Genomic DNA, 22,010 nt, shown 5'->3' on the forward strand with positions numbered 1-22,010 from the left:
GTTTATATGTTAGTTGGTCGTACAAAGAATATAATTTTTACAATTGTTTACAACTTTAATATTTCCTTAAGAATTTTGTTTGCGTGTTGCCACTGTGTTTTCTATTTTTGTTTACATAAACAGTAGATTTTAATGGAACATTTTATAGTATCGGCACGTAAATATCGTCCTCAAAATTTTGAAGATGTGGTAGGGCAACAAGCTATTACCAATACGTTAGAAAATGCTATACAAAACAACCATTTAGCACAAGCTTTATTGTTCACAGGACCTCGTGGAGTTGGTAAAACATCGTGTGCTCGTATTTTGGCTAAACGTATTAACCAAGAAGATGCAACTACTGATGATGAAGATTTTGCTTTCAATATTTTTGAATTAGATGCGGCCTCTAACAACTCTGTTGATGATATTCGTAATTTAACTGACCAAGTTCGTATTCCGCCTCAAACAGGAAAATACAAAGTGTATATTATTGATGAGGTTCACATGCTTTCACAAGCTGCTTTTAACGCCTTTTTAAAGACCTTAGAAGAACCGCCAGCACATGCTATCTTTATCTTAGCAACTACAGAAAAGCATAAAATTATACCTACGATATTATCTCGTTGTCAAATTTTTGACTTTAAACGTATTGGTGTTTTAGATGCTAAAGAGTATTTAAAAACCATTTGTACTAAAGAAAATATTACTGCTGAAGATGATGCCTTGCATGTAATTGCACAAAAAGCTGACGGTGCTATGCGTGATGCGCTTTCTATTTTTGATAGAGTTGTAAGTTTCTCAGGAAGCAACTTAACACGAGAAGCAGTTACTCAAAACTTAAATGTGTTAGACTACGATGTGTATTTTAACATTACTGACTTGTTACTTGGAAATAAAATTCCAGAAGTTTTGATGGCTTTTAATGAGGTGCTAGGAAAAGGGTTTGAAGGACATCATTTTATAAATGGTTTGGCTTCTCACTTTAGAGATTTGCTAGTAGCAAAAGACCAAGCTACCATAGCTTTACTTGAGGTTGGAGACAATACAAAAAAGAAGTACTTAGAACAAGCTTCTAAAGCTAGTATGCAGTTTTTGCTCCCTGCTATAGATAAAGCAAACGATTGCGATTTGAAATATCGAGGAAGTAAAAACCAACGGTTATTGGTAGAACTTACTTTAATGCAAATTGCCTCTATCACTTTTGATGGAGCAAAAAAAAAATCTAGCAACTACATAATTCCTGCTACTTTTTTTACCGCTTTATCTCCTTCAGTTAAAAAGACTGAGGTGAAACCTGCTGTTGTAAAAACCCCTAAAAAAGTTGAAACTACACCTGTAACAGCTTCAGCAGCAAAAGAAACTCCTGCTAAACCAGTTTTAAAAAATATTAAACGACGTACCTCTGCTTTATCATTAAAGAGTTTACAGCAAAAGAAAGAAGTAAAAAACGACGTTGATGTAGAGGAAAACTACGATAATCACCCTAGAACTCCTTTTAATCAAGATGAGTTAAAGGATGCTTGGAAAAAATATTATTTTCAACTTCAGAATTTTGGAGAGCGAAGTATAGCCGCTATTTTAGCTTCAGATGAACCTAAACTACAAGAGGATTTTACCATTGTTTTTTCATTACCTAACGATTTAATGAAATCTCAACTTGAAAAAGGAAAACCTAAGTTATTACGTTTTTTACGTGAGAAACTAAATAATTACGGTATTCAAATCAATGTTATTGTAAATGAAACAGTAGAAAAAAAGTTTGCCTATACTCCTCAAGAGAAGTACAACAAACTAAAAGAAAAAAATCCGTTGATTGAGAAACTAAAGAATACTTTTGGGTTAGATGTTTAAATTCTTCCCCACGTAAATCAACTTCCAATCTTCTATTTTTTTTACTTTTTTCTCAAATTCTGAAATTAATAAAATTTCATTCTTCTGACTCTTAACAAAAATTGGAATCGATTTTTGATCTCTATTAATTTCTTCAATTTTCTTCTTATAATCATCAATAGAATTAACTACTGTTTCGTGAATTTCAGGAAACTCTCTTACAGCTTCCATTAAATTAATATAATCATCTTCTATCGTAAATAAATGATCTTCATCTTCGTAATCTTTTGTAATAACTTCTTGTGACGTTGCTAAACGATAAGCACCTTGCTCTCCAAAAATTGATGAGAAATTCGAGATTACAAATTTGTTAATTGAATCACTTCCTGTCATTGCAATTAAATATCCTACATCATTAAGTTCAATATTATCTGTAAGTTGATCGTCATAAATATTTACTTCAATTGACTCCAACCCTTCTTCCTTTGCTTTTTCTACATTTTCAATATTAGAATCAATTAATACTACTCTTCTTTGATTTTGTTTTAAGTATTTAGCAATCATTCTAGCTAGATCTGAAGCCCCAACAATCATTATTGCATTTGAACGCTTTAAAAACACGCCAACTAATTTAGCAAATAATCTTGCTGTAGTAGCGTTTAACAAAACAGTTCCTAACACTATCATAAATACCAAAGGTGTTATATACTCAGCTCCTTCAACTCCTTGTTTTAACAATTTACTTCCAAATAAAGAAGCAATACCTGCCGCAACAATACCTCTTGGTCCTACCCAACTAATAAACAGTTTTTCATTTGTTTTTAAGTTTGATTTTGATGTACTTAAAAATACTGCTAACGGACGTATTACAAACACTATTAAAGCAAATAAAAGCAGTGTTTTCCACTCGTATAATAATGTTAATTCTTTATAGTCAATATTTGCTGATAGTAAAATAAATAGAATAGAAATTAATAAGACACTTAATGATTCTTTGAAGTATAAAATCTCTTTTAAATTCTTTAGTTTACTATTACCCAGTACCATTCCCATTACCACAACGGCTAGTAATCCTGATTCATGAGCAAACAACTCTGATTCAACAAATACTAATAAAACAGTAGATAAAGAAACCACGTTTAGTAAATAATGAGGCACCCATTTTTTGTTGATTACAAATATTAAAGCATGGGCAAAAGTGAACCCGAAAGTGGTTCCGAAAAGGATTATTTTTAAGAATTCTAACAAAGCGGTTCCTGTAAAACCTGCACCTCCTCCTACACTTATAAATTCAAAAACAAGTACCGCTACTAAAGCTCCAATGGGGTCTATTAATATTCCTTCCCATTTTAAAACTGCCGAAACATCTTTTTTAAGCGGTATATTTCTAAGAATTGGTGTTATTACCGTAGGTCCTGTAACGATTATTAATCCTGAAAATAAAAACGATAACTCCCAGCTTAAACCAAACACATAATGAGCGATTATAGCACCTCCAAAAAAGGTAATTGCCGATCCTAAGGTTATTAATTTTGTAATAACAGGGCCAATGTTTTTTATTTCACCACGTCGTAAGGTTAATCCTCCTTCAAATAGAATAATACTAATAGATAGTGATACAAAATAATATAGCCCGTCGCCGGGGAATAATCCTTTTTCACCATCCCAAACAGGCTCTATCCATTTACTTCCATCATCATTAAAAAACTCTGCTGCAATAGGCCCTACAAGTAATCCTATTAAGATTAAAGGTAAAATTGCTGGGATTTTAAACCTCCAAGCTACCCATTGTGCTAAAATTCCAAGTATAATTATCCCTGCTAGTTCTAACATATTTTATATTTAAAAAAACTAAAAATACAGCTTTTAATTAAACCGTATTTATATTTATTTAATTTTTTATTTCAATAACTCTCTTCAACTCATTACCAAAATCATCTATAACCCTTATTATATGAGTTCCGCTTTTTGGCATAACTGCTTGCTCATGATACTGTTCTGTTATTCCTATAAATTGTTTGTTTAAATACCAATACACTTTTGCCTCTGCATTAGCGTGTGTAAGCTTTAAAATTATAGGATTTAGCTTGTTGTTTTCTCCTCTTGTTAAAGATATTTTCGAGGTATATTTGGCAGGAAAAACAAAATCCATTGTATTACTTTCCAACTGGTTACAATCTGACCTAAACTTAGGAAGTGATCTATAATCTGCATTATTTTGCTGATAATAATATGCCATTAATGGTGGCAATACAAACCATGGTTTTGTTACCATGTTAGAAATTGATTCGCAGTTTGAGTTCACTCTATATTTTTCAGATGCATCTACTGTTACTTCTTGATGATACGGACACGATTTAGCTTTCATTGCACTTTTTTGAACTCTTTTAGTTACTGTTAACGGACAAATAGTTTTGGCTAAAAATCCACTTTTCTCACAAATAACTGCTTCAATTAAATCTTCATAGGGTTCTAAAAACCAATTAGATTTTGGTAATACATCAAAAACACTAAACATTAGTGGAGCTGCGCTTCCAACTCCTGTGAGATCAGGGCGTCCTTCTCCATCAGAGTTTCCTATCCACACCCCTACAACATATTTTGGAGTAACTCCTACTGCCCAAGCATCTTTATTTCCAAAACTTGTCCCTGTTTTCCACGCTATTTTTTGGGACGAATCATAGTACTTCCAAGCTTGATCTGTAAAAGGTCTATTTACCTCAATTAAAGTATTTAGCGTTAAAAATGTAGCTCCAGCATCTAAAGTTGTATAATCCTCCTGAATCTCTCCAAAATTTGGAATTCCATCAGACAAAAAACTAGGTTCTACAAATTCTTTTTGATAATACTTATGTTTTAATTCTTCATAGTGATTTACAATTCCTGCATATCCTGCAAAGGTTTTACATAAATCCCATAAACTAGCTTCAGCACCTCCTAAAATTAATGAAAGTCCATAATAATCAGCTGATTTATTAATATCTTTAATATGATATGCTTTTATATCTTCTCGAAATTTTTCCAATCCGTATCGCTGTAACATACGTACTGAAGGAATGTTCAACGAACGTGTTAGTGCTTTATTTGCTGGAACTGCTCCATCAAAAGTTAAATTGAAATTCTTAGGAGAATAACCTGCTATTTCTGTTGGTACATCTGCGACTAATTGACTGGGAAGTAAATCTCCCGATTGCAACATTTGTGCATATAAAAAAGGCTTTAAAGTACTTCCTGTACTTCTTGGAGCAATAATATTGTTCACATCTTTTTGATGTGCTTTATCGGTTGGAGAGTTCCCTACATAAGACAGCACTTTTCTTGTTTTAACATCTAATACTAAGACCGCCATGTTGTAGACTTCATTTTGTTTTTGACGGAAGTAGTGTTGTTTTACTAAATTATTTATTTGCCTTTGTAAATGAATATCAATAGAGCTTTTTACGCGTTGTCCTCTATACTGTTTAGTTACTTCTTGCACAAAATGTGGTGCTACCGTAGGTAATGGATATGGTTTTTGTGGTAATTCTTCTTCAATCGCTAAATCATACGTAATTTGATCTATAATTCCTTCTTCGTGTAACTTTTGTAGTAACCTATTTCTTTTATTTTTTAGCTTTTGTTGATTTTTCCCTGGATAAATCAACGATGGGGCATTTGGTAATACCGCTAATGTAGCCGTTTCTGCCCATGATAACTGATATGGTTTTAATCCAAAGTAACGCCACGAAGCCATTTCTAACCCAACAACGTTTCCTCCATAGGGGGCATGAGATGCATAGAGGTTTAAAATTTCTTTTTTAGAATAACGAAATTCTAATCGAGTCGCTAGTATTAACTCTTGCAGCTTTTCAAAATAGGAACGTTTTTTATTCTTTCTTGATAAGCGAATTACTTGCTGTGTCAATGTGCTTCCTCCTCGTACAACTCTTTTTGCTTTTATATTTTCTACCATCGCTTTTCCTATTGAAATAGGATTGAATCCAAAGTGCTTATAAAAATAAGCATCTTCAAATTGTAAAATACAATGTTCAAACTTTTTAGGAACGGAATCTAATTCAGGAAATCGCCACTGACCATCACTGGCAATTACAGCTCCTAACAATTCATTATTTTTTGATGTTACGACTGTTGATGTTGGATTATCGAATAAATTTTTAGGTAAACAGAAATAATAAGCTACCATAAAAACACTTATAATGATAACTTTAATTTTATGCTGTTTTAAAAAGTTAAAAACAATTTTCATAGACAACTTATATATCTCAAAAGTATAAAGTTTATAGCAAACATTTAGTCCATAAGTCTGTTATATTTGCAACTCAAATTACACTATGAGTTTTACCTTACTTTCTTCACCTTTACAAGGGTTTACCGATTTTCGTTTTAGGAATGCCCAACAAAAATATTTTGGTGGTATAGATACTTATTATGCTCCTTACATTCGATTAAATGGGAAATTTAAAATAAAATCGAGTTATGAACGTGATTTACTCCCTGAAAATAACACAACTTTAACGGTTATTCCGCAAGTTATAACCAATGATGCTGAAGAGTTTTTATTTGTTGCCAAATATGTACAAAGTTTAGGGTATAAAGAGTTAAATTGGAATTTAGGGTGTCCTTACCCTATGGTTACAAAATCAGGTATGGGTTCTGGTTTAATTTGTAATCCTACACGTATAGATGAAATACTACATCGCGCTCATAACGAAACTGACATTCTAGTATCGATGAAAATGAGAATGGGTTATGAAAACAGTGAAGAAATACTGCACACTTTTCCTATTTTAGATAAGTATCCATTAAAAAATGTAGCTATTCACGCCAGAATTGGAAAACAATTGTACAAAGGAGGTGTTGATTTAGATGCTTTTCAAAAATGTATAGACGTTGCCAAACATCAATTATATTATAATGGTAATATTACCACAGTAGCAGGTTTTAAAGCTATAAAAGAACGTTTTCCTAGTATTACACATTTTATGATTGGACGTGGTTTAATTGCAGATCCTTTTTTACCACAAATGATTAAAGATAATACTACTGAATATACAAAAGATAGATGGAAAACATTTGGAGAGTTTCATGATGAAATATACCAGCAATATGATGCTGCCTTATCTGGGCCAACACCTATAAAAATGAAAATGTTAGGCTTTTGGGAGTATTTTTCTCAATCGTTTTCTGATCCTCGCAAAACTTATAAGAAAATTAAAAAAGCGACAAACCCTAAAAAATATCAAGCGGCTGTTAAGGAGATTTTGAGTAGTGAAAAATAACCTCCATTCTTATAGCCGCTAATATTTTACTTTTTAAAAATATTTTAGAACAGCTGCTATTTATAAAACAAAAGAGGTTTCTAAAAAATTAGAAACCTCTTTTGTTTTACACAATACTAATACGCACTTTTTTATTCTTCAAACGTGTATTGTTTAAGTTCTCTACTAATTTCTTAGCTTCTACTACAGGTACTGCTATAAAAGCACAATCTTGTTTCAGTTCAATAACTCCTACTTGTTCTTTTGTTAGATTTCCTTTCTTAAAGAATAAACCTGCAATATCTCCTTTAGATATTTTATCTTTTCTTCCTCCAGAAATAAATAACGTCTCCCAATAACCAAGTTTTAACTTTTGTTTCTGAGAAATATCCGCATTGGGTATGTTTTTAAGAAATTCTGGTAAGCTTTCTTTTTGCCATTTTAAAACATAAGCAGTTCCTTTGGCATTAACTCTTGCTGTTCGTCCGTTTCTATGCGTAAACTCTTCTACTCTCTGAGGTAATTCGTAATGAATAATGTATTTCATTTCTGGAATATCAATTCCTCTTGCAGCTAAATCAGTCGCTAACAATACTTGACTTGTTCCGTTTCTAAACTTTATTAAAGAACGTTCTCGATCTCTTTGTTCCATTCCTCCAGAGAAACAACTGTGTGCTATCTTGTTTTTAGTCAAAAACTCGCTTACATTAGCAATACTGTCTTTTAAATTACAAAAAATAATTCCTTGTTCATTCCCTATATGGTGTAATAGTTCTACTAAGGTTTGATTTTTATTTTTTGATGGTGAAACAACCGTTTTTAATGTTAATTTCTTTGATTTCTTACCTGTTAAATAGTTTAATACGGTAGGATTGTTCAAACGTACAAAATCTGGAATTTCAGCTTCTTGAGTTGCAGAAGTTAAAATACGTTTATTAATATTTGGTAATTGATTAATAATTCCGCGCATTTCGTACTCAAAACCAACTTCTAACGATTTATCAAACTCATCTAAAATTAAGGTTTTAATACTTTCTTTAGAAAAACGATTGTTAGCAAAATGGTCAGAGATTCTACCTGGCGTACCAATTAATATACTGGGTGTATGCTTTAGTTCTATTTTATCTTTTGCCATTGAACGCCCACCATATACAGCATTCACTTTTAAACCTGTTCCCATTTCACGAATCACCTGTTCTATTTGAATCACTAATTCTCTTGATGGTACTAAAATTAAAACTTGAACTTCTTTATTATTAGGCTCTATTAACTTTAATGTTGGTAATAAAAACCCTAATGTTTTACCAGTTCCAGTGGGTGATAGTATTACTATATTGGTTGTTTTATCAATCGTAGAAATGGCATTTTGTTGCATTTCATTTAATTCATAGATATTTAGCTTTGCTAGAATATCTTCTTGTGTTTTAACTGTATTTACCATAATCCTTTATATCTATGAATTTTATATTAATGGGCAAAGATAGGTAGTCTTACACAAGGAAAGATTAAGTATTTTAGAAATAAATAAAGCTTACTGAAATCAGTAAGCTTTATTTATCTCATTTAATTATTTATAAACTACTTCACCACCTTAATCCACTCACCTTTAGTACGAGCTATATAATCATTATCATACATTGCTTCAACTTGTACTCCTGGTAAATAATATTCTCCTAAATACGACGCATTTAGTAATACTCTAAATGTTTTAGTTTCGTACTTTTTTAAGGTAAAGTAGTTACTGATACTTGCATCTCGTATATCGGTATAATCTACTTTTGAAGACGTAGTATTATTTCCAAAATCGGTAAAACGAGTATTTACAATTTCCCATCCTGAAGGAATATATTGTGTTAATGCTACATTATCAATCGTTTCACTTGTTGGGTTCTTTACTGTAACTTCTACTACAAAATTAGTCCCTTGTGATAAGTTATCTGGTGCAATACGAGTGCCATCTTTTGTTTTATAGGTAATAGAAGTTTCTAAATTCTTTTGGAATACTTTTTCTTCACCTACAGGTAAAATTCCTTTGTTTAGTATACGTACATATAAAACACCGCTGTTTTTGTTGGTTATTTTTAATGAATTCTCTTTTTGAATTGCGATTAAATCTTTTGTCAACAACGATTTTGAAGTACTTGCTTCTCCTGAAGCTTTATTTAATACATAACTTGTATTAATTCCATCACTACCTCCATTTTTCAAAGCATATTGGCTCATTGCCAACAAACTATAGGCTGTAGTTTGCGTACTCATCCAATTATTACTAGATAAATCTTCAGCTATTTCTTTTGCTAATTTTATTGATTTTGTTTCATCATCCAATAACATATAGGTTTCTAAAGACATTGCTTTATTTCGCGTTTCAGAACCATAGTTTGAATAATATCGTTTTGTATACGTATAACCAGTAATTCCTTTTAAAATAGATGTTGCTATAGCCTTTTTACCTATTAAAGCATACGCACTTGCTAATCTCATTTTTGCCTCATCTGAAACTCCCATTGATTCTCGTAAACGGTTCATTGAAGCTAAATCAGGGCTATTAGCTAAACTCAAGGTATACAATCGGTATGCTTGTGATAATGAATTGTTGTAATAACGTGAGTTATTTCTCCAATTACGTGCTTGTTGTTTTTGATACCCTATCCATTTTGATTTGAATCCAATAGGTAGTGCATATCCTTTCTTCTCAGCCTCTATCATGAAATGACCTGCATACGATGTTCCCCAACTATTAGCACTACTATTTCCTTGCCAGTATGACAATCCTCCATTAGATAATTGGAAATTTGATAAACGTTGAATTGCTGCTTTTATATTTCTTTCTGTTGAAGCTATCTTTTCTTTTGATAACTCAAATAATTCTGGTAAAAACAACTGTGGAAAAGCACCAGAGGTTGTTTGTTCTACACACCCATGCGGATAACGAATTAAGTATCCCAAACGCTTGGTAAAGTTCATTGGTGGTAAGGTTGATAATTCTAACGTAGCTGCGTTCGTTCCTTTAGTACCAAAACTTGTAAAACTGATTTCTCCTTCTTCATTCGATTTTAATACGACATCTTTTACCTCAGTAGTTACTGGATTTGGGTTTAACACATCTATTTCTACTTCGTAAGATGCTTTTTCTCTTCCTGAACTTGCGTCTATTTTTACTTTACCAATTCCTTTAAAATCATTTACTTTTAAGGTAAAATACGCCATTTTTTCATCTGGCTGACTAAATGAAACGGTTTGCGTTTTATCTCCTACAATAGTATATGTTTCGTTTGGTTGTACTGTAACTTTTACATTTTTAATGTTTGGTTTCATTGCAAAAACAGTAACTGGTAAGGTAACAGTTTCTTGTGGTGTTATTTTACGAGGCAATGATGCTAAAATCATTACTGGTTTTCGTACAAAAGCTGTTTTTTCATCACTACCGTACGCATCTTTTTTAGTATCAGTAGCTACCACCATAGCTCGAACAGATCCTACATATTTAGGTATTTTAATTTTATGTTCCTTACTGTCTCCTTTTTCTAAATCGAAAGGGCCTAAATACGTAACCATTGGTTTGAATCGATTCGCTTTTCGGTTTTTACTTCCTGCTTCTGCTTCATCTCCTCCAATACTCAAAATCTGATTTACTTTTCCACCGTAAGCACCAATAACGTCATCAAAAATATCCCAAGTTTTTACACCTAAAGATTGGCGTGCATAGAACACTCCCCATGGGTTTGGAGTCTTAAAACGTGTTAAGTCTAACAAACCTTCATCTACCAATGCAATGGTATAGGTCATTGCTCTACCTTTTTCTTCTTTCACTCGAATAGTAGCCGTAGATTCTGGTCGTAGCTCATCAGCTAACTGAATTTTTGGTTCTAATTTAGTTGCTGGATTATGTACCAACATTGGTATTGAACCGTACATACGAATTGGTAAATCATTTACCGTTTGACTATGTTTTTGTAACAATGAAATGTTTACAAATACATTTGGTGTATAGCTAGCTTTTACTGGAAAACTAAACGATGTTTGTTGTGCTTGTGTTGGCACCCAGAAATGGTCTAGTACTTCTGTTCCGTTTTCTATGGTAATAAACGCTTTTCCTCCTTCTGAAGACGGAAACTTCACAGTTGCTTTTTCATCTACTTCATACGATTCTTTATCGGTTGTAAATATTAGCATCGTAGCGTTACTTTTATCTTGATTTCCTTTCTTTTTAGCATACCAAGAAGGCCAATCAAAATATATCACATTTGAGGTAACATGCTTACTTTTTAAGTCTTTTACTTTTATCAAATAACGTCCCCAATCATTTTCGTCAACCTTTAATTTAAAAGTTCCTTTACCATTCGCGTTTGTTGTTACTTTTAATTTCTTATATGGTTCATGATAACGTGTACCATCATAACTAGACAATCCATTATCAGAAGTACTCCACCACCAACGCCATGATAATTTATATACATTTACTTCTAAAGTATTTGCTATTCCTACTCCTTCTTCGTTTACTGAAGCTACATTAAATGTATAGTTTTCATCTGTAAATAAATAGTTTTTAGATTGCGGTTCTTCAGCATCTTGTAATCCAGCATACGAAGTATACGGTGACACTTTGTTAGAGAACACATCGGTACTAAAGTCACCTCCATTTTCATATACTTTTGTAATAAAACTCGCTCTTAACATTCCCGGAGCTTTACTATCTAATTTAGGTTTTACCGAGAATTTAGTAGTTCCATCATTACTTAAACTTCCTTTTAGCACTTTAAACTCTTCTGTTCCAAATCGACGAGTTACATCATCAAAATTATAGCTTTTGAATTTTGAAAACTCCGTATTGGTTTGTGAGAATTTTCCGTTGATATCTAACTTTAATCCTCTTGCTATTGCTCCATGTAACCATTTTACTTCTACATCTCCTGTAATAGTTGAATTTGCTTTGATGAACTCTGCATCTGTAGCTAGTTTTATCTTTAATCGGTTCGGCTTTATGGTTTCAATCTTTAATGTTTTATTGAAAACAGCTCCACCAACACTTACACGTAACTTCCAATTACCAGTAATAGCTTCTGGGTTTGTTATAGGAGCGTATGTGTATACATTATTTGATTTTTTTGGAAGTACTTTTCTATCGATTATTTTTCCTTGCGGATTTATTAATTCAAACTTTATTGGGTGTTCCTCTGGAATTGGGTTTGCATTGTCATTTAAAACAAAAGTTAAAAACAGTTGATCTCCTGGTCTCCAAACTCCACGCTCTCCATAAATATATCCTTTAATTCCTTCTTGTAATTTTACCCCAGAAACATCAAATTTACTCATTGACAGTGCTTCTCCATCCTTCAATTTCACATAAGTAGTATTATTATTTTTAGAAACTACTGCAAAAAAAGCATTTGTTACGTCAGAAAAAGACACTATTCCTTCTTTATTAGTTGTAGCTGAAGCTACTTCTTGTTTTTGTAGGTTATATAAGGTTACTTTTGCTCCTTCTATAACATCTGTGGTAAGTATATTTGTAACAGCTACTAACGTTTTGTTGTTATTTCCTTTTTTTACTATAACCCCAATATTCGTAGCTAAAATATTTGTACTAATATCTTTGTTGTAATAGTATGACGTTGTGCAAGGATCCTCTCTATCTCTCCAACTATAATCGTAGTAATAATCGTCGTAGTAATTAGGATTATCATAGCTTTTGGTATCTATCTTCTTTTTCCCGAAAACGATGGTTTTGGTTGAAACATCTTCAGTACATTTATAATTTGAATAGTCTTTATTGAATGAAAACTCGACTCTATACATCGCTCCGTTTTCCACTTTTATTATTTCTGCTAAATCAATAGCAAAAGCGTTTTCTTTACTTAAATCTAATCCTTGATTACTAAGGTTTACTGTGTATTTAGCTACAGGACGCCCTACATAACGTAAATTTCCTTGATTACTTAAACTATTATTTTGTAAAAACTGTAATACATTTTCTTTGTATACTTTGTAAATTGTGGCATCAACCGCTTTTAAGTTAACTGCACTAAAATTTATTTTTAGGTTATTAGAGTTTGGAAGTATTGATCCACTCTTTATAAACTTTACCGCAGGCTTTAATTCTTCAAAATAAACCGTTTTAATTGTGTTTTCTTTTAAAGTATAACCATCCACACTCTTAATTCCTTTGAATATCTCTATATCAACTTTTTGTGTAAATGATGATTTTGGGTATACCGTTACCTTATTACTATTTACCTTATATGTAAAAGCTCTTTTTTGAGTATTTAAAAACTGAATAAGTCCTTTTAAGTTTTGTGATTTTTGGATTGGATCTGAGAAGCTTATTTCAATATGTTGTTTATCTATATCAATAACTTCAACATTTAATATCTTAAAATTATTTTTTCCTGTAATGGTTACCTCTCTACTTCCTTTGGACTCTGACTGAATTGGCATTCCAGTCCACTCTACCTTTAATTGTTTGTCTTCTTCATTGCGTTCTATACTGTCTATTTTAAAGTAAACTTTAGAACTTACCTTACCTACAGTACTAAATTTTATAGCTTTTTCTTTCCCGTTGTATGTAGCTCTTATTAAAGATGCTATTTTTTCCGTTTCAATAATATCACTGGCAATTAACTCTCCTTCTATTGCATATAATTTTTTATTATAGACACTTGGAGCTTGTAAGGAAACGTTGAATAATAATTCTTTAGTTTTTACTTTAATAGTAAAGTTCTCTAAATCTTCCTCTATATCTTCATACAACTTAGATAAATGAAGTGTTATTAAATACTCTTGATTACTTTTTAATTTTTCAGCAGGCACAAAAACTAACTCGCTGTCATTAAAAACAACTTCTCCTTTTATGGCCGGTTTTGTAGTAATTACTTCAGTGGCATCAAAGTTTGCTGTGACTTTATTTTTTAACACAAACTTTAAATTAGGGCTTACCGATATCAGTTTATCTGGAAAAACACTAATGTACTCACTAAACTCATTAACGTTACTTTCTGTAACAGCAGATTTTTTGCAGGAGTTAGCGATAAACATTAAAAAGATTAATGTAAAAACGCCAATAATTTTTTTCACTTTTTTAAATAATTGTAATTTCATTTCAACAGAAGTTTTTGTCTTTTTTATCTAAAACTAGTTAAAAATATCTTTAAAAGATTATCTATTTAGAATTTGTAGCAATTCATTTAGTATTCGCAATTAAAGCCAATATTTTTAAGCAATTTTCTCAAGAGATTTTTTTAATAACAAATCTAGCTATTTTTAAGCTATTTATGATACAATTAGCACTTATATTTTTTACTTTTACAGCCTGAATAATACATTATGCTTGGATTACAATTTGATACTGAAACTTCATGGGTTGAAGTTGCTAAAAATGGATTGGAACAGTTATTAACAGATCATGCCTTTGCTGAACAAAAAGCTGCTTCAAATGCTGTGTCAATTATCATCAATTACTCTGAAGAAACTGAACTTGTTAAAGACATGAGTGATATTGCTATTGAAGAAATGGAACATTTTAGAATGGTACATAACATAATGATTGAACGTGGTATGGTTTTAGGACAAGCAACTAAAAACGACTATGCTTTAAAATTACAAAAATTCTTTCCGCATACAAAAAACAGAACTGAAGCATTAATTCACCGACTGTTAGTTGCTGCTTTAATAGAAGCACGCAGCTGTGAACGCTTTAAGGTTTTTGCTGATAATATGGAAGATAAAGAATTATCAAAATTCTATATCGATTTAATGGTTTCTGAAGCAAATCACTACACCTTATTTTTAGGATATGCTAGAAAGTATATGGATCGTGAAATTGTAGATAAAAAATGGGAAGACTTATTAGCTTTTGAAGCTGAAATGATGCGAGAAAGAGGTAGAACAGCAAAAGTTCACGGATAGTGTTTAGTAAAGAAGAATCTGCCCGCTTACGTAAGGAGTTTTGGACTAGTTTTGGAAAGTCTTTTCCAAGAAAATGGTTGTTATACAACACTAAAATAAAAGGATTTGCTTTTAAATTTCAAGCAGACAGAAAAAAAGCTTCAGTTTGTTTAGATTTCGAGCATCCAGAAAGTATTGCCAATGAATTGCTTTACGATCAACTTCTTTCTTTGAAAAATATATTGGAAACAGAATATTTACCTGAAGTTATTTTTGATAATAATTTTGAACTAGATAATCACAAGATTATTCACAGAATTTATGTCCCTTTCGATAAGAAGTTTAGTATTCATAATAAAGACACTTGGCGAGACTGTTATGAGTTTTATGTTGAAACTATGACACAATTTGAACTGTTTTTTTATGAATATGAAGACTTTATAAAACAAGCAATCTAGTCACAGGAAAAACACCTTTTTTGTTAAAATACATGCATTTAACTTGTTTTGTATTTAATTTTCATTATATATTTACAACGTTTTTGATTAACCCCTAACCCCTATAATCATGAATAACTACCCCCAAAAGTTATTGGTGCTATTTTGTGCACTAATAATAACATCTTGTTCTTCTAACGAAGCCGAGATAGCTGATAGTACCCCAGAAATGTTAACTAGTATCATTGAGAAACCGATAGAAGCGGACGTTTTAGACCTTATTAATTCTTATAGAGTTAATAATGGCTTTTCTTCACTAAACAAGTTACAAACGATTAAGTCGCAGACAAACAATCATACAAATTACATGATTAAAAAAGAAGAAATTTCTCACGACTTTTTTCACCAACGCAAAGAGTATTTGACTGAAAACGCTAATGCTATTAAGGTAGGTGAAAATGTAGCTTATGGCTATTCTACTGCTGAAGCTGTAGTTGATGCTTGGATTAAAAGCAACGGACATAAAGAAAATATTGAAGGTGACTATACTCACTTTGAAATTACAGCTGAAAAAAGTGACAACGGTAAGTGGTATTACACTAATATTTTTGTAAAAAAATAGTGAAGTAAATTAAAGCCCCAAACTCAATATGCGCATTGAATTGGGGCTACTAAAGAAAACTACTCTACGGGAGACTAATTTCTTTTTATTACTATTTATAATCATTGACGATTATAAATTTTGATCGTCTGTTTTCTTGATGTTCCTCATCTGTACAGGGAACACCATTAGAACATTTGTTCATTAACTGTTTTTCTCCATAACCAATGGCATTTTCTATTCTATTGGTAGCTATACCTCTTGAAAAAATATAATCTCTGGTAGACTTAGCTCTTCTATCTGATAAAATCTCATTGTACCTATCGCTCCCCCTACTATCGGTATGAGCTTCAATCTTGATAATCATTTTTGGATGATTGTTCATTACTCGTACAATGTGCTCTAATTCATAAGCAGCATCTGGTCGTATATTCCATTTATCGAAATCGAAAAATATAGGATCTATCACTATTTCGTTTCCTATAATTAATGGTGTTAGATATAAATCATGTTCTATCTCTATACCTCTTACATCTGTCGTTTCAATATTATTGATAAAATCATCTTTATAATCTAACTTTGTTCCTCTTAAAGAAAATTTTTTCTCACATTCTACTTCAAAAACGTAGGTGGCATCTTCTTGAGTTACAAACCTTTTTATTACTTTACCTTCAGAGTCAATCAATTCGACTAAAGCATTGGGTAATATTTCTTTAGTTCTTTTATCATATGTTACTCCTTTGATAAATTGCTTGCATTTTAGCGTTCTAAACTTATATACATCATCTTGTCCTTTCCCTTCAGGTCGGTTTGAAGAAAAGTACCCTGTTTTTCCATCTTCATTATAAAAGAAAGCAAAGTCATCGTACCCACTATTAAATGGAGCTCCTATATTTATAACTTCTGACGAATTGTTTTTTAGTAAGTCAGATTTAAAAATATCTAATAACCCTAAGTTTGCATAACCATCCGAAGAGAAGTATAAGGTATAATCTTTAGCTACAAAAGGAAACATCTCTCTTCCTTTTGTATTTACTTTATCTCCTAAATTTATTGATTCACCATACTCTCCATTAGGTAAAATAGCTACTTTGTAAATATCAGTTAAGCCATAACTATCTGGTCTATCAGACACAAAATATAATGTTTTCTCATCGGGACTCAATGCTGGATGTCCGCTAGAATACATTTTATCATTAAACGGTAACTCTTCAATATTATCCCATTGTCCATTAACCAATGTAGCCTTGAATATTTTTAAATGCGATGTCCCTTTTTTACTATACTCTAGTTTTTTCTTTTCGTTTAAATTATTTCTTGTAAAATATAACGTTTTCCCGTCTTTAGTTATTGCTACACTCGATTCATGAAAACCCGTATTAATTTTAGAAGATACAATAGGAATAACACTTGCTATACTATCTTCATCTTTATTATTTTTAGTAATTTTGGCTTGATATAAGTCTAAATACGGTTGGTTATTCCATTCATAAATTTCGCCATCTTTTTTTCTTGTCGAAGCAAAATATAGTTTTTGTCCATGTACATACGTTCCAAACTCTGAATTTTTTGTATTAATTTCTAAATTTGCTACTAATACAGAGTCTTTATTAAGTGTTTTTAACTTATTATAATCAACACTTTTTTCTTTTAATGCTTTGTCAGATAGCTTTTGAAGCCATTTATCTGCTTTATTGTACTCTCCTATACTTCTGAGTGACTGTACATACTTATATATAGCATCATCAGTTAAGTTTTCTTTTCTGTTTGAAGCAACTCCATACCAATAAGCTGCTTGTTTGGAGTTTGAGTTATTATAATAACAATCTGCCAACCTTGTTATCATATCTATCCCATCATCTCCTCCGTTTATAGCTTTTTTATAAAACTCGGCTGCTTTTACATACGCATATTCTTTATAGAATTTATTTGCTATTTTTCTTTGAGAAAATGCAAAGCATGATAAAAAAAGTAGTATCAGTGTAATTTTTGTCTTCATAACTATGCTTTTAAAAATATCTAGGAGATTTAGTTCTATATGACTTAGGAAATAGCTCAAACATTAATAATATTTCATGTGTACCATTTGAGTATTGATTAATGTCTGATAATGGATGCTCATACGCGTAACCTATTCGGAACTGACGAGATACTTGAAAATCTACTAAAGCCCCTAAAGCCCCTGTGTTTTCATTGATTCTATAAGATCCTCCTAACCAAAATTTTTCATTGAATAAGAAGTTTGCTGTTATGTCATATGATACTGGAGCTCCATTGGTTGCTTTAATTAATGCCGCTGGTTTAAATTTTACATTATCACTTACATCAAAAACATATCCTCCTGTTAAGTAATAACTTACCCTATCTATAATTCCGTAATTAATTCCATTAACAGCCAAATCATTATGATCTATATTCAATAACCTTGGAGCAGAAAGCCCTACATACCACTTATTTGTGTGTAGTAATAAACCACTCCCAAAATTAGGTTCCCATCTATTTTGAATCCCTGAAATTCCTGGGTCTGACCCTTCGGAGGCTATTAAAGCATCATCAATATTGTATTGAGTAAACCCTGCTTTAAGTCCAAAGGCTAGTTTTATATCGTCATTAAGTTGAATTGTATATGAGAAGTCTCCATATAAATAGGTAAAATTTTCATACCCTAATTGATCATTTATAAATGATAATCCTAATCCTATTTTATCATTTCTAAGAGGTGAGTGAATAGATAGGGTTTGTGTTTCTGGTGCTCTATCTAATCCTGCCCACTGACTTCTATGCAGTCCAACAATACTCAATGCTTCTCTACTTCCTGCATATGCAGGGTTGATAGAAATTGTATTATACATATATTGAGTAAACTGTGGTAGCTGTTGTGATTGAACTGTTAAAACTGTTGCAAAAAACAGTACAATAATTGCTTGTAATAGCTTGTAATTTTGGTTCATAGCTATAATATTATTTGGTTCCTAAGTAAATTGCTCCTGTAAATGGTTTTAACCCACTATTTTCTAATATTACAATGTAGTAATATGTACCAGCTGGTAATCTTTCTGCTGATCCAAACGTAGCTCCATCTGAAACTCCATTCCAATTATTTGCATAATTATTAGATTCAAAAACTCTAGCTCCCCAACGGTTAAATATTTTTACATTGGCTATAAATCCACAGGATTCAACTCCTGTAACTTCAAAAAATTCATTCCATGAATCTCCATTAGGGGTTACTGCTTTTGAAATTACCACATCTTCTTGTCCACATGGTAATACTATACAATCATCGTTTATATTAATCGTAACTTTTGTCGATGTTAAACAGCCATTGTTTGCTGATGTATACGTAAATATATAATCTCCTAAATTTACTCCCGACGGGTCAAAGCTTCCATCATCAGATACTGTTACGCTTCCTTGAGTTACTTCCCAAGTTCCATCTTCACTTTGATTCGCTAAATAGTCATTCAAGTCAATTTCGCCATCATCAATACATCTTGAATCTGCTACTTCTGTTACTGATGTTTTTACAGTTACTGTAATATATTGTGTAAACTCTGCTGTATTTCCACAATCATCAGCTACTGTCCAAGTTCTTGTGATTGTATAGTCACTATCGCTTCCTTCAAATGTACTTGTTTCCTCAAAATTTGTTTGTGTTACATTTGAAGAACAATTGTCTGTAAATTCTAAAGTTGGTACTTCAGGAACAGTATCACATTCTACTGTAATATCTTCTAATGTTGACACCAAGGTTGGCACTTCATTATCTTCTATTGTGATAACTTGAGTATGCGAGGTTGTATTACCTGCACAATCTTGTACTTCCCATTTTCTTGTAATGATATACTCTGAAGCACATCCTTCTTCTTGGCCTGAAAGCTCTTCTGAATATACAACTATTACTTCAGAATCACAATTATCTGTTGCTGTTAGTACTGCTACTGCTGGAATAGCATCACAACTTACTGTTGTGTTTGTTGGTAAAGTCTCAACAAATTCTGGTGCGGTAGTATCTTCTACAGTTACCTCTTGAGTATGCGAGGTTGTATTACCTGCACAATCTTGTACTGTCCATGTTCTTGTGATTGTATATTCTGATGCACATTCGTCATCTTGTCCTGAAAACTCTTCTGAATAATTCACAGTCACAGAAGTATCACAGTTATCTGTTGCGGTTAATACCGCTGCTGCTGGAATCGCATCACAACTTACCGTTACATCTGCTGGTAATTCCTCAACAAATTCAGGTGCGGTAGTATCTTCTACGGTTACCTCTTGAGCATGCGAGGTTGTATTACCTGCACAATCTTGTACTGTCCATGTTCTTGTGATTGTATATTCTGATGCACATTCGTCATCTTGTCCTGAAAACTCTTCTGAATAATTCACAGTCACAGAAGCATCACAATTATCTGTTGCGGTTAATACCATTGCTGCTGGAATTGTATCACAGCTTACCGTTACATCCACTGGCAATTCCTCAACAAATTCAGGTGCAGCAGTATCTTCTACGGTTACCTCTTGAGTATGTGAGGTTGTATTTCCTGCGCAGTCTTCTACAGTCCATGTTCTTGTGATTGTATATTCTGATGCACATTCGTCATCTTGTCCTGCAAACTCTTCTGAATAGTTTACTGTTACAGAAGTATCACAGTTATCTGTTGCGGTTAATACCATTGCTACTGGAATTGTATCACAGCTTACCGTTACATCCACTGGTAATTCCTCAACAAATTCAGGTGCGGTAGTATCTTCTACGGTTACCTCTTGAGCATGCGAGGTTGTATTACCTGCACAATCTTGTACTGTCCATGTTCTTGTGATTGTATATTCTGATGCACATTCGTCATCTTGTCCTGAAAACTCTTCTGAATAATTCACAGTCACAGAAGCATCACAATTATCTGTTGCGGTTAATACCATTGCTGCTGGAATTGTATCACAGCTTACCGTTACATCAACTGGTAATTCCTCAACAAATTCAGGTGCTTGCGTGTCTTCTATAATAAATTTAGCACTATTGGTATCTACAGGGTTCCCACAGGCGTCTTTCGCTGTAAAAATTACTTCTACTTCTCCTGTAAAACTACAGATATATGTTAAATCTGTATAGTTATTACTCCATGATACAACGCTACAATCATCTGTTGCTGTTGCTCCTCCATTACTAGCTAACCAAGCGTTTAGCTCTGCTGTGTTTCCTGATCCATCACACTCTACAGCTTTATCTGATGGTTGTTGAGTTATTGTCGGTGCTGTTTCATCTTTAATTAAATATCCTGCAGTTGTGATACTTGAATTACCACAAACATCTGTAGCTGTAAAGGTTACTATAATATAACTTCCATCACATTTTACAGAAGTGTCATCTCCATAATTATTTGTCCATGTTACACTACTACAGTTATCGGTTGCTGTTGCTCCTGCATTACTGTCTAACCAATCTTGTAAGGTAGTTTCTGTATCTCCTACTCCACATTCTATATCTATATTATCTTTATTCGTTTCATCTATAACTGGAGCTATATTGTCTTTAACTGTTATTCTTTGATCTTTTTCTGTTGTATTTCCACAGTTATCTGTTAAAGACCAAGTTCTAGTTACAATTATTTCTCCTTCACATGAACCTACTGATTCTATATCAGTATAACTAGCGCTTAAATTTGTATCACAATTATCAGATTCATCTATTACATCTCCAGTGATTCCAACATTAGCATCATAAGTACAAGTATCATCTTTAAATATTGTGATGTCAGCTGGAACTGTAAAACCTGGTTTAGTTATATCTGCTACGGTAATTGTTTGGCTATGACTTACTGTATTACCACAGTTGTCAGTTGATTCCCATTGACGTACGATTTCTCCACATCCGTCTACTACTGTATTGCTTACTTCGGTAAAAATTACATCTACTACGCTATCACAATTGTCCGTCGCTGTGATTGTTGGTACTGATGGTATGGCTTCACAGTCTACTGAAATATCGGTTGGTTCTGCTGATAAAGTTGGTGCAGT

Annotated in this window: 12 protein-coding genes; 5 read left to right on the forward strand and 7 right to left on the reverse strand. The window is 32.4% G+C overall.

Annotation, left to right across the window (positions count from 1 at the left end):
* Positions 1 to 132 precede the first annotated feature (132 nt).
* Complete coding sequence (dnaX, locus tag MK851_RS13735) at positions 133 to 1,833, forward strand: DNA polymerase III subunit gamma/tau (protein WP_320244398.1); 1,701 nt, start codon at positions 133 to 135, stop codon at positions 1,831 to 1,833.
* On the opposite strand, the gene MK851_RS13740 is transcribed toward dnaX, so the two are convergent.
* Both MK851_RS13740 and pbpC read right to left on the reverse strand, forming a co-directional pair.
* Entirely contained in the window at positions 1,822 to 3,645 is a 1,824-nt protein-coding gene (locus MK851_RS13740; protein WP_320244399.1) for a sodium:proton antiporter, read from the reverse strand. The two genes, dnaX and MK851_RS13740, sit on opposite strands and share 12 nt — an antisense overlap.
* A gap of 58 nt (positions 3,646 to 3,703) precedes the next feature.
* Positions 3,704 to 6,058, reverse strand: coding sequence for a penicillin-binding protein 1C (gene pbpC / locus MK851_RS13745; protein WP_320244400.1), 2,355 nt, complete (start codon positions 6,056 to 6,058; stop codon positions 3,704 to 3,706).
* 85 nt (positions 6,059 to 6,143) lie between these two features.
* Between pbpC and MK851_RS13750 the strand changes: the two genes are divergently transcribed.
* Positions 6,144 to 7,091, forward strand: coding sequence for a tRNA-dihydrouridine synthase family protein (locus tag MK851_RS13750; protein WP_320244401.1), 948 nt, complete (start codon positions 6,144 to 6,146; stop codon positions 7,089 to 7,091).
* 106 nt (positions 7,092 to 7,197) lie between these two features.
* Here the strand turns inward: MK851_RS13750 and MK851_RS13755 are convergent, their stop codons facing one another.
* Both MK851_RS13755 and MK851_RS13760 read right to left on the reverse strand, forming a co-directional pair.
* Positions 7,198 to 8,511 carry a DEAD/DEAH box helicase gene (locus tag MK851_RS13755; RefSeq protein ID WP_320244402.1) on the reverse strand — a complete coding sequence of 438 codons (1,314 nt, stop codon included), beginning with the start codon at positions 8,509 to 8,511 and terminating at the stop codon, positions 7,198 to 7,200.
* A 137-nt stretch (positions 8,512 to 8,648) separates the two neighbouring features.
* The gene (locus MK851_RS13760; protein ID WP_320244403.1) at positions 8,649 to 14,168 is read right to left on the reverse strand and encodes an alpha-2-macroglobulin family protein; all 5,520 of its coding nucleotides are present in this window, start codon (positions 14,166 to 14,168) and stop codon (positions 8,649 to 8,651) included.
* Positions 14,169 to 14,393: 225 nt separating this feature from the next.
* On the opposite strand from MK851_RS13760, the gene MK851_RS13765 reads away from it, so the two are divergent.
* The 3 genes from MK851_RS13765 to MK851_RS13775 all read left to right on the forward strand — a co-directional run bounded on the left by MK851_RS13765 (position 14,394) and on the right by MK851_RS13775 (position 16,013).
* A complete protein-coding gene (locus MK851_RS13765; RefSeq protein WP_320244404.1) occupies positions 14,394 to 14,975 on the forward strand; it encodes a tRNA-(ms[2]io[6]A)-hydroxylase in 582 nt (193 codons plus the stop codon).
* Entirely contained in the window at positions 14,975 to 15,412 is a 438-nt protein-coding gene (locus tag MK851_RS13770; protein WP_303511037.1) for a DUF4268 domain-containing protein, read from the forward strand. Before MK851_RS13765 ends, MK851_RS13770 begins: the two co-directional genes overlap by 1 nt.
* Before the next feature lie 109 nt (positions 15,413 to 15,521).
* Entirely contained in the window at positions 15,522 to 16,013 is a 492-nt protein-coding gene (locus MK851_RS13775; protein ID WP_320244405.1) for a CAP domain-containing protein, read from the forward strand.
* 91 nt (positions 16,014 to 16,104) lie between these two features.
* On the opposite strand, the gene MK851_RS13780 is transcribed toward MK851_RS13775, so the two are convergent.
* From MK851_RS13780 to MK851_RS13790, 3 genes are all read right to left on the reverse strand, one after another.
* Positions 16,105 to 17,991: an OmpA family protein gene (locus MK851_RS13780; RefSeq protein ID WP_320244406.1), complete on the reverse strand. Its 1,887-nt coding sequence runs from the start codon at positions 17,989 to 17,991 to the stop codon at positions 16,105 to 16,107.
* A 10-nt stretch (positions 17,992 to 18,001) separates the two neighbouring features.
* Positions 18,002 to 18,943, reverse strand: coding sequence for a type IX secretion system membrane protein PorP/SprF (locus MK851_RS13785; RefSeq protein WP_320244407.1), 942 nt, complete (start codon positions 18,941 to 18,943; stop codon positions 18,002 to 18,004).
* 10 nt (positions 18,944 to 18,953) lie between these two features.
* On the reverse strand, positions 18,954 to 22,010 hold a 3,057-nt coding region (locus MK851_RS13790), incomplete at its 5' end, for a gliding motility-associated C-terminal domain-containing protein (protein ID WP_320244408.1).

It is taken from the genome of Tenacibaculum sp. 1B UA (assembly GCF_033978845.1).
GTDB lineage: Bacteria > Bacteroidota > Bacteroidia > Flavobacteriales > Flavobacteriaceae > Polaribacter.